9 protein-coding genes are annotated in these 9369 nt (G+C 62.8%); 4 read left to right on the top strand and 5 right to left on the bottom strand.

Annotated features, from left to right (window positions below; translation table 11 throughout):
- The 3 genes from BG842_RS11435 to BG842_RS11425 form a co-directional block, all read left to right on the top strand.
- A partial coding sequence (locus tag BG842_RS11435) for an ABC transporter permease subunit (RefSeq protein WP_175424132.1) occupies nucleotides 1–257 on the top strand: 257 nt, incomplete at its 5' end.
- 64 nt (nucleotides 258–321) lie between these two features.
- Nucleotides 322–1257: an ABC transporter ATP-binding protein gene (locus tag BG842_RS11430; RefSeq protein ID WP_069450823.1), complete on the top strand. Its 936-nt coding sequence runs from the start codon at nucleotides 322–324 to the stop codon at nucleotides 1255–1257.
- On the top strand, nucleotides 1254–2087 hold the full coding sequence (locus BG842_RS11425) for an ABC transporter permease (protein WP_069450822.1): 834 nt from the start codon (nucleotides 1254–1256) through the stop codon (nucleotides 2085–2087). Before BG842_RS11430 ends, BG842_RS11425 begins: the two co-directional genes overlap by 4 nt.
- Nucleotides 2088–2124: 37 nt before the next feature.
- Here BG842_RS11425 and BG842_RS11420 read toward each other — a convergent pair whose 3' ends face one another.
- From BG842_RS11420 to BG842_RS11405, 4 genes are all read right to left on the bottom strand, one after another.
- Complete coding sequence (locus BG842_RS11420) at nucleotides 2125–2703, bottom strand: response regulator transcription factor (RefSeq protein WP_069450821.1); 579 nt, start codon at nucleotides 2701–2703, stop codon at nucleotides 2125–2127.
- A 289-nt stretch (nucleotides 2704–2992) separates the two neighbouring features.
- The gene (locus tag BG842_RS11415; protein ID WP_254663098.1) at nucleotides 2993–3643 is read right to left on the bottom strand and encodes a helix-turn-helix domain-containing protein; all 651 of its coding nucleotides are present in this window, start codon (nucleotides 3641–3643) and stop codon (nucleotides 2993–2995) included.
- Nucleotides 3644–3883: 240 nt separating this feature from the next.
- Complete coding sequence (locus BG842_RS11410) at nucleotides 3884–4933, bottom strand: NAD(P)-dependent glycerol-1-phosphate dehydrogenase (RefSeq protein ID WP_069450819.1); 1050 nt, start codon at nucleotides 4931–4933, stop codon at nucleotides 3884–3886.
- A 492-nt stretch (nucleotides 4934–5425) separates the two neighbouring features.
- The gene (locus BG842_RS11405; protein WP_069450818.1) at nucleotides 5426–6415 is read right to left on the bottom strand and encodes an NAD-dependent epimerase/dehydratase family protein; all 990 of its coding nucleotides are present in this window, start codon (nucleotides 6413–6415) and stop codon (nucleotides 5426–5428) included.
- A 266-nt stretch (nucleotides 6416–6681) separates the two neighbouring features.
- Here BG842_RS11405 and BG842_RS11400 point away from each other — a divergent pair, with 266 nt between their 5' ends.
- Nucleotides 6682–7416 (top strand): GNAT family N-acetyltransferase, encoded by a 735-nt coding sequence (locus BG842_RS11400; RefSeq protein ID WP_069450817.1) that lies wholly within the window; start codon nucleotides 6682–6684, stop codon nucleotides 7414–7416.
- A 25-nt stretch (nucleotides 7417–7441) separates the two neighbouring features.
- Here the strand turns inward: BG842_RS11400 and BG842_RS11395 are convergent.
- Nucleotides 7442–9369 (bottom strand): glutamate synthase-related protein (locus BG842_RS11395; protein WP_254663097.1); only part of this gene is annotated, 1928 nt, incomplete at its 5' end.

Here is a 9369-nt window from a genome sequence, read left to right as displayed (position 1 = left end):
CCGACGACACGCTCGGCGTGCACCTCTCAGCACAGATTTACGAGTTCGTCTACCTCGTCAGCCCGCCGTACGCGTTCCAACGCGCCGCGGACCTCGTGTTCACCGATCAGCAACTCTACTACTTCCGCGTCATCGGCCAGAACGCGACGGTGCCGTTCTTCCTGGAGAAGTGGTTCATGCTGGTCATCCTCGCCGCGTGGCTTGTCGTCCCGCTCGTCCTCGGCTACTGGCGGTTCGAGCGCGCGGACCTCGGTTGACCTATTATGCCATGACATATCGTGGCAACATACTTTTAACTACCCTAAGGAATATATGGGCGTTATGGCCGCCATACAAACGACTGGTCTCACCAAGCGGTTCGGTGACGTGGTCGCGGTCCGTGATCTCAACCTCCAAGTGAACGAGGGAGAAGTCTTCGGCTTCCTCGGTCCCAACGGATGCGGGAAATCGACCACCATCAACATGCTGATGGACTACATCCGCCCGACCGACGGGACGGCGACGGTCCTCGGCTACGACGCACAGAACGAGACGCAGGCGATCCACGAGCGGATCGGTATTCTCCCCGACGCGACCGACCTCTACGGTCGGCTCTCGGGGCGAAAGCACATCCAGTTCGCCATCGACTCCAAGGGCACGAACGAGGACGCGGACGACATCCTCGAACGCGTCGGTCTCTCGGCGGACGACGCGTCGCGCTCGGCGGGCGGCTACTCGAAAGGGATGCGCCAGCGCCTCGTCCTCGGCATGGCGCTGGTCGGCGACCCCGACCTCCTGATACTCGACGAACCGTCCAGCGGGCTCGACCCGCACGGCGTCCGCGAGATGCGCCAAATCATCCAGCGGGAGGCCGACCGCGGTACGGCCGTGTTCTTCTCCAGCCACATCCTCAGTCAGGTCGAGGCGGTCTGTGACCGCGTGGCCATCATGAACAAGGGCCAACTCGTCACCGTCGATACCATCGACGGCCTCCGGGATGCGGTCGGAACCGGTGCCACGATGGTGCTGACGGTCGATACCGTCCCGAACGTCGAATTGACGAGCGTCGAGGGCGTCACGGACATGTCCATCGACGGAAACGAGATTCACGTCACGTACTCCGACGCGAGTTCCAAGGCGAAAGTCATCAACACCGTCGAGCAGGCGGGCGCAACCGTCGCCGACATCAGAACCAAAGAGTCCTCGCTCGAAGACCTCTTCGAGGCCTACACGACCGGTTCCCAAGGTCAGCGGATCGAATCGGAGGCCCAAGCATGAGCTGGGCCGTCGTCGCGCGCAAGGATTTCGAGGACGCCGCGCGCTCGAAGATGCTGTGGGGTATCACGGTGCTATTCGTGCTCGCAACCGCGGGGACGATGTTCGCCGTCGGTTCGTTGACAGACGACTTCACCGCGAAACAGGCCATCGGATTCCTCAGTTCGCCCGCGACGCTCCTCGTTCCGCTCGCGGCGCTCGTCGTCGCGTACCTCGCCATCGCCGGTGAGCGCGAATCGGGGAGCATCAAGCTGTTGCTCGGCCTGCCGCACACCCGTCGGGACGTGCTGCTCGGCAAACTCGTCGGCCGCTCTCTCGTCGTCGGGGTCGCGACCGTCATCGCGTTCATCGCCGGGGCCATCGTCCTCGCGGTTCAGTTCGGCTCGTTCCCCGTGTCGGACTTCCTCGTGCAGGGAGTCACGACGTTCATCTTCGGAATGGTGTTCGTCGGCATCGCCATCGGCTTCTCCGCGATGGCGTCCACCCGCTCGCGCGCGATGGCGGGCGCTATCGGCCTGTACTTCCTCTTCGAACTCATCTGGGACATCGTTCCGGTCGGCGTCTACTATTTGATCGAGGGCGGAATGCCGAACGTGACGGACGGACTTCCGCCGTGGTACTTCCTCCTCCAGATAATCAACCCGAAGAACGCCTACAGCGTCGCGGCGAACTTCCTGTCCAACCCGAGCGGTGCGAGTCCGTACGCACAACTCGTCAACGGGACCGTCCCCTTCTACCTCGAAGGCTGGTTCGCGCTCGCGTTGCTCGCGCTCTGGTTGGTCGTTCCCGTCGCGCTCGGCTACTGGCAGTTCGAACGGGCGGACATCAGCTAAACCCGCATCAGAATAGATTTTTCGCGCCTTACGTCTCTTACGTCTGTTCGGGAGCGACTCTGCTGTCGGTCAGTTCCTTGTCCAACTCCGCGTCGTCCATCCCATCGAGCGTCGTCGAAAGCGACCGTTTCAGATGTCGTATCTCCGATACGAGAGTCTGGTACTCCTCGTGTCGGACCAGTTCGGTCTCGGCGATTCGCGCTTCGAGGGTCGCACGCTTCGACGACAGCACGAGGAGCTGTTGAACGTCAGTCGAGTACGTCGCCCGGCGGCGGAGGCTCTCTACGACGTCGTACAGCTCGTCCGGTTCGGTAATCGGCTTGACGACGTAGGCGTCGTATCCCAGTTCGAGCACGTCGAAATCCGGCTCGATCGCCGTCACCATTCCGACCCGACAGTCGATGTTCCTAGCTCGAATCGCCTCTAAAACGTCGTCGCCGCTCGTCTCGGGCATGTCCCTGTCGAGGAGGACGATATCGGGCGAATCGTCGAGCATAGCTATCGCTTCCGCGCCACTGTAGGCGGTTCGAACGTCGTACTCGTCTTCGAGCCAGCGGGTAAACAGGTCGGCAATCGGCTGTTCGTCATCGACGACGAGTATTTGGTACTCACTCATTCGTAGTCTCCGGGTCGCTGGACGGGCGGATTCCAATGTAGGGCGGGCGACGTCGGTTTCCGGGAGCTATCGCTCCGACCGGTTTCCCACACGGCCACCGTCGGCACCCGTGGGTCGGGTCGAGAGCGTCGTATACTTACAACACTCGGCAACCGCTGACCGAACGATTTCGTCTCGCATCGTCGGCCCCATTTCCAAACGTCCAATCACATGGAAACGATGTGGCGCGAAGTAGTTGAGACCACATGTTTCCCACGAAACACACTTAAGTGCATTGCTGATTCAACGTCTATCCATTCATCGGACGGAGTAGTCCGACGATGAGATTCGCATATCCGCGTCGAAGACGACCACCGACGGCCTGTGGAGAGATACCCAGTTCGTCGGCTAACTCTTCACGCGTGATTCCACGCGGTCGTTCGAAGTATCCTCCCTCGTAGGCAGTGATGAGCGTTTCCCGCTGTGCGGGCGTGACACCCGCGGAGTCGTGAACCGCTCGTTCCTGCATGGAGTACACTCGTTCGACCTCTATCGGAATTCCCTCATGTTGACAGAACGTCTGGAACGAGGACATCCCTTCTTGTGCCGGGAATCGGAGATGAAACGTCCAGTCGTCCGCCGTCCCACTCGCTTCCACGATAGTCGCGTTGGCTTCTTCGACTCCGTGGACGAGGTTCGTGATATCGTCGTTCCACTGTGTGTGGAACAACGTATTCTCAGTCAGAGTGTCGATCCTCGTGAGCGCGTTGACCGCCGGTTCGGCGCGTGCCGCCGCTTCGAACCGACAGATATCGCCACCGTGTGCCCAGAAGAAGGGAAATCTAGACATCCCAACCGGGACGACACGTTCGAGTTCTATTTGCACCTCCGGTGCCGCCTGCAACGCGCGGCCGAGTGCAAACTCGTCGGCGGATATCGAAATCTCAACGATGGAACTCATCTGTTTTCGATACCACCACGCGAAATCAGTTACGCGAAGGTAATCAATGTTGTTGCCAACTCCGATCAAAATGGGTACCACGTAATCGTCACCGATTACGAAAACGCGGCCGATACGTTCTCGAAACGCTACCGATATTCCTGACATATCTCGTCAGGCTCCCACTCGTATTGACTCTGTGATGCCAGCAAACGGTTCGGAAATTGACGCTCCATCCGTTCGAAATCCACTTCGAACTATTCAGATAACTTTCGTCGTCTCCGCCGCCTCGTACGCGGCGGCGCGACTCATCCCGTTTCCGAGGATGGTGTACCGATCGCGTATCTCGTGGGCCGTCGTGAGCGCTTCGACCACCGTCTCCGCGTCGATGCCGAGTTCGTCAGCCGTCGTCGGCGCGCCGATGGTCGCAAGGGCGTCGCGGATACCCCGCCAGTCGCCGCCGTGGAGGTACTCCGTGATGATGGACCCGACGCCGACCTGATGGCCGTGCAGCGCCGCCCCCGGCGCGATGCGGTCGAGTTGGTGCGAGAACAGGTGTTCCGCTCCGCTGGCCGGACGCGAGGAGTCGGCGATGCTCATCGCCACGCCCGAGGAGACCAGCGCCTTCACCACGACCCACGAGGACTCCTCCAGTCCGGGCCGAATGGTGTCGGCGTTGTCCACCAGCATCTCGGCCGTCATCTCCGCCAGCGTCGCGGCGTACTCGTGGAACTCCACGTTCTGGAGCCGCTGTGCCAGCCGCCAGTCCTCGACCGCCGTGTAGTTGCTGATGATGTCGGCACACCCCGCGGTCGTGAGTTCCCACGGCGCGTCGGCGATGATCTCCGTGTCCGCCACGACCGCCAGCGGCGGTTCGGCGGCCACGCTGTGGCGCGTGTCCTCCTCCGGGACCGACCCCCGCCCGCTGACGATGCCGTCGTGGCTCGCGGCCGTCGGAATCGAGACGAAGCCCCGCCCGATTTCGTCGCTCGCCATCTTGGCGATGTCGATGGCCTTCCCGCCGCCCACGCCCACGAGATAACCCGGATTTACTTCGTTCGCCACGTCGATGACCCGCTGAACGGACTCGAAACTCGCCTCCTCGATGACGACGGTTTCGACGCCCCATCCCGCGTCCTCGAACTGGTCCGCGACGCGCTGTCCCGCCACCTCGTTCGGCGTCGGACTCGTCACGAGCAGCGGTGTCCCGTGCAAGTGCAGTTCGTCGATGGCTGCCGTCGTCTCCGAGAGAACGCCATGGCCCACCACGACGTTCCGCGGCAGGCGAATCCACGAAGATTTCTCGAACATAGTGGTCTGTCTCTCCTACGCAGTCAAACAGTTTCCCCTCTTCCGACGAGTTCGAGATGAGTTTGTTTTGAATGGAGATGTCACTACTGCGGTGAAGACCGCGAAAGCCCCCGCCCGCTCACGGCCGCTACGAGAACACATTGCAGCTACTTTGACTGCAACTACCGAGAGGACTACCTCGAAAGCCCCCGTCCGCTCGGCACGAGTTGTTGTTACTTCTTCCGTGACTGCAAATACAGACGTCATTGAAACCGCACCGCAAACCGCATCAGCCACACCCTCCCCAGCCGATTCGCTTCGCTCATCCCTCGCACGCTTTATCGAGACGACTCGGACGATGGCTCGCGGCGGTGCCGCTCGTTTTCGAGGTTCCTTCGAAACCTCGCTGTCCTCGTCGTCTCGCCAGCGCGCGCCAGATTGAGAAGTCGGAATGCACGAACGAGATGAAACGAAATCAGTCGCCGATTGTTCACCGTAACCGCCGAATACGTCTCAGATGGTGTCGAGCACGCCGAGGACGCGCTTCTCGTTCTCGCGTCCGGGGTCGTACTCGCCGCCGTCGCGGTCGCTTTCGAGGTGTTCCTCGACGGTTCGTTCCATCGCCACGTCGAGCGGCGTGGACTCCCAGCCGAGCGCGGCGAGTTTGTTCGTGTCGAGGACGTGCGGGTAGTCGCGGTAGAGGATGTAGTCGTCGGTGGAGAGGTCGGCCGTCGAGAGTTCGCGGTCGCTGGCGTGGACGAGTTCGACGTCGATGTCGAGGGCGTCCGCGATGAGCGACAGCATCTCGTCCATCGTGACCAACCGTTCGTCGCCGACGTTGTAGGCCTCGCCGGGGTCGCCCTCCTCGGCGACGATGCGGAGCGCGCTCGCCACGTCCTCGGCGTAGGCGCGGTGCCAGACGTTCTGGCCGTCGCCGGGGACGACGAGACGGTCGTGTTCGTTCACGCGGTCTATCCAGAAGTCCAGTCGCTCGGTGTAGTCGTAGGGTCCGTAGACGATGCACGGTCGGACGCTCATGGCGTTGACGCCCCGTTCCGCGGCCTCGAAGATGGCGCGGTCGCCCTCCGCCTTTCGCGGGCCGTAGGAGTCGTGAGAGTCGTCGGTGGCCTGTTCGGCCGTGCAGGCACAGAGTTCGGTGTCGTTCTCCCGCTTGGGAATCACTTCGTTGCCGTAAGCGCTTCCGCTGGAGATGTAGACGTAGCCGTCCACGTCGGCGAAGATTTCGGTGGCCGCCCGGACCTCGCGGGGTTTGTAGGCCACGCAGTCGATGACGATGTTCGGGTCCACCTCGTCGCGCGCCGCTTCGAGCGCGCCGTCGTCCGTTCGGTCGCCCTCGAAGTGGCTCACGCCGTCCGCGTCGGCGAACGGGTTGTCGTGGTTCCCGCGGTTGAAGATGGTCACGTCGTAGCCGTTGTCGAGCAGGTCGGTCACGAGGTGGCGACCGATGAATCGCGTCCCGCCGATGACGAGTGCCGTGTTCATGTCGGGTCGATTGCGTGGCGGGCGGAAAACGCTACCGAAGGCGGAGAAGTACGAGCGGCGCGTAACTCGTCGCACGATTTCCGTGATGGCGGGCTGTGAGGCGAAAAACTGGACGGTTGGTCGGGAACGACCCCGTTAAAAACGTCCGAACGGGAGGATAGAGCGCGACGATACGCAAAAATCGGACGTAATGACTGCAACTGAGGTGACAAGTAGGAAGCTGCGGCCGGTAGAATGTTTATTGTTCATCCCGGAGTATGCCAAGTATGCAAGTACGCGAAGCGCGAACCGAGGACATCGCTGGAATCCAAGACGTCGCCGCGGAGTCGCTTGCGGCTTCATACGCACACTTCTTGGACGAGGAGATAATCGAACACGCCATCGAGGAGTGGTACTCCGAGGAGAACTTGGAGAACGAGTTCCAAAGCCGGGGGACGCTGTACCTCGTCGCGCTCGACGGGGGAGACGTGGTGGGGTTCACGCAGAGCGAGGTGCTCCCCGACGTCCCCGAGGGGAACATCCTCTGGTTGCACGTCCACCCCGATTACCGGGGTGAGGGTATCGGAACGACGCTCCTCGGGCAGACGAAGGAGAAACTCGAAGACAAAGAGGTCGAAACCCTCTCCGGACTCGTCCTCGCCGGAAACGAGGAGGGAAACCAGTTCTACCGAGACCACGGGTTCACCAAGGTCGGCGAGCGGACGGCCGAAATCGGCGACGAGACGTACACCGAGAACATCTACTCGGAGAGCGACGAACCGATACTGGAAGCCCGCGAGTTCGACGGAGAAACCAGATACATCAACCGCTCGGAAACCAGTCGGGGGTCGAAAGCGCCGTTCTTCTCCGTGTTCAACGACAAGGCGGGTGAGGACCGCTACGGCTACTTCTGCTCGAACTGCGAGACGCTCGACAACGCGATGGACAGCATGGAGCGCATCGAGTGCAACGTGTGTGGCAACAAGCGGAAGGCGGCGCGGTGGGACTCGGCGTACCTCTGAAAATCAGCGACCGCTTTTTTCGGGGTCAGTCGTCCGACGGCACTCGAAAGCCGGACGACTGTCGGGCCGCCGAAACCGGACTGGGGGGCGACGTTCGAACGTCTTCTTTGCCCTCTTCGATGGCCTGCTGGTAGGCGTCGGGCATGACCTTCACGAAGGAGACCGATTCCCAGTCGTCCAGCACCGACAGCGCCGTTTCGCTGCCCGTTGCGGCGGCGTGGTTTTCGACCAACCGCCGTACTACCGCCTCGTCGCGCGCGTCCAAGTCGGACGAGAGCGAGACGCTCTCGCCGTTGACGCGCTCGCGGAGTTCGTCGCCGTCGCCCAACACGTAGGCCACGCCGCCCGTCATCCCGGCCGCGAAGTTCTCGCCGATTTCGCCGAGGACGACCGCGACGCCGCCGGTCATGTACTCACAGCCGTGGTCACCGACGCCCTCGACGACCGTTTTTGCGCCGCTATTACGAACCGCGAAGCGCTCGCCCGCGACGCCGTTGACGTACAGTTCGCCACCCGTCGCGCCGTACAGGGCGACGTTGCCGACGATGACGTCGTTCGAATCGTAGCCAGCGTCGGCAGGGGTTTCGACTACGACCCGGCCGCCCGAGAGGCCCTTTCCTACGTAGTCGTTCGCCGCACCGGTCAGGAACAGGTCCACGCCGGACTGGCAGAACGCGCCGAAACTCTGTCCGGCGGCACCGTCGAACCGGCAGGTGATGGACCCGTCCGGCAGTCCCGCTTCCCCGTGAAGCGCGGAGATGCGACCCGAGAGCATCGCGCCGACGGCGCGGTCCTGGTTCGTTATCGGACGCTCGATTTCGATCGGTTCCTCGCCGTCCAGCGCGCCGCGCGCGGCGTCGAGGAGGTCGTGGTCGAGGTGGTCGTCCAACTCGTGATCCTGTTCCCGCGTCTCGGTTCGGCTGCCACCGTTCGCAGGGTCGGCGAGCACGCTCGAAAGGTCGAGGCGACGCGCCTTCGGATGGTCGGTGTCGCGCTGCCGGAGCAGTTCGACGTGGCCGACCATCTCCTCGACGGTGCGGAAGCCGAGTTCGGCCATTATCTCTCGAAGTTCCTCCGCGATGAACGCCATGTAGTTGATGACGTGCTCCGGTTCGCCGGGGAACCGCTCCCGAAGCTCCTCCCGCTGGGTGGCGATGCCGACCGGGCAAGTGTTGGCGTGGCAGTTGCGCGCCATCACGCAGCCGCTCGTGACCAGACTCGCCGTCCCGAACGAGTACTCCTCCGCGCCGAGCAGGGCCGCGACGGCGACGTCGCGGCCGGTCTTCAGGCCGCCGTCCACGCTGACGCGGATGCGCGAGCGAAGCCCGGTTTGGTGGAGCATCTGGTTGGCCTCGGCGAGGCCGAGTTCCCACGGCAATCCGGCGTTCTTGATGGACGTTCGCGGACTCGCACCCGTACCGCCCGAGTGACCCGAGATGTGTACGACGTCGGCCTTGGCCTTGGCGACGCCCGCCGCGACGGTGCCGACGCCCGCTTCGGAGACGAGTTTCACGTTGACCTCCGAGCCGTCGCTTCCCGCCTTCAGGTCGTAGATGAGCTGTTTCAGGTCCTCGATGCTGTAGATGTCGTGTTGCGGCGGCGGCGAGATGAGGCCGACGCCCGGCGTCGCGTGGCGGACGTGCGCTATCATCTCGTTCACCTTCTTGCCGGGCAGATGGCCGCCCTCGCCGGGCTTCGACCCTTGGGCCATCTTGATTTGCACCTCGTCGGCCGACTGGAGGTAGCGGCTCGTGACGCCGAACCGCCCGCTCGCCACCTGTTTCACCGAACACTCGCGTTCGGTGTCGAAGCGCTCGGGGGGTTCGCCGCCCTCGCCGGTGTTCGACTTGCCGCCGATGCGGTTCATGGCGATGGCGTTGTTCTCGTGCATCTCCGGCGAGAGCGACCCGAGGCTCATCGCCGCCGTGGAGAACCGGGTCACGATGTCCTCGA

Origin of the sequence: Haladaptatus sp. W1 (assembly GCF_001723155.1) — an archaeon.
In the GTDB taxonomy this organism is placed as follows: domain Archaea; phylum Halobacteriota; class Halobacteria; order Halobacteriales; family Haladaptataceae; genus Haladaptatus; species Haladaptatus paucihalophilus.
The sequence above is the reverse complement of the archived record's forward strand: the minus strand, read 5'-3'. Positions and strand labels throughout refer to the sequence as shown.

Excerpts from the sequence above, each read along its gene's own strand:
- BG842_RS11430 (WP_069450823.1), top strand. The coding sequence starts at position 322 with ATGGCCGCCATACAAACGACTGGTCTCACCAAGCGGTTCGGTGACGTG.
- BG842_RS11425 (WP_069450822.1), top strand. The coding sequence starts at position 1,254 with ATGAGCTGGGCCGTCGTCGCGCGCAAGGATTTCGAGGACGCCGCGCGC.
- BG842_RS11420 (WP_069450821.1), bottom strand. The coding sequence starts at position 2,703 with ATGAGTGAGTACCAAATACTCGTCGTCGATGACGAACAGCCGATTGCC.
- BG842_RS11415 (WP_254663098.1), bottom strand. The coding sequence starts at position 3,643 with ATGAGTTCCATCGTTGAGATTTCGATATCCGCCGACGAGTTTGCACTC.
- BG842_RS11410 (WP_069450819.1), bottom strand. The coding sequence starts at position 4,933 with ATGTTCGAGAAATCTTCGTGGATTCGCCTGCCGCGGAACGTCGTGGTG.
- BG842_RS11405 (WP_069450818.1), bottom strand. The coding sequence starts at position 6,415 with ATGAACACGGCACTCGTCATCGGCGGGACGCGATTCATCGGTCGCCAC.
- BG842_RS11400 (WP_069450817.1), top strand. The coding sequence starts at position 6,682 with ATGCAAGTACGCGAAGCGCGAACCGAGGACATCGCTGGAATCCAAGAC.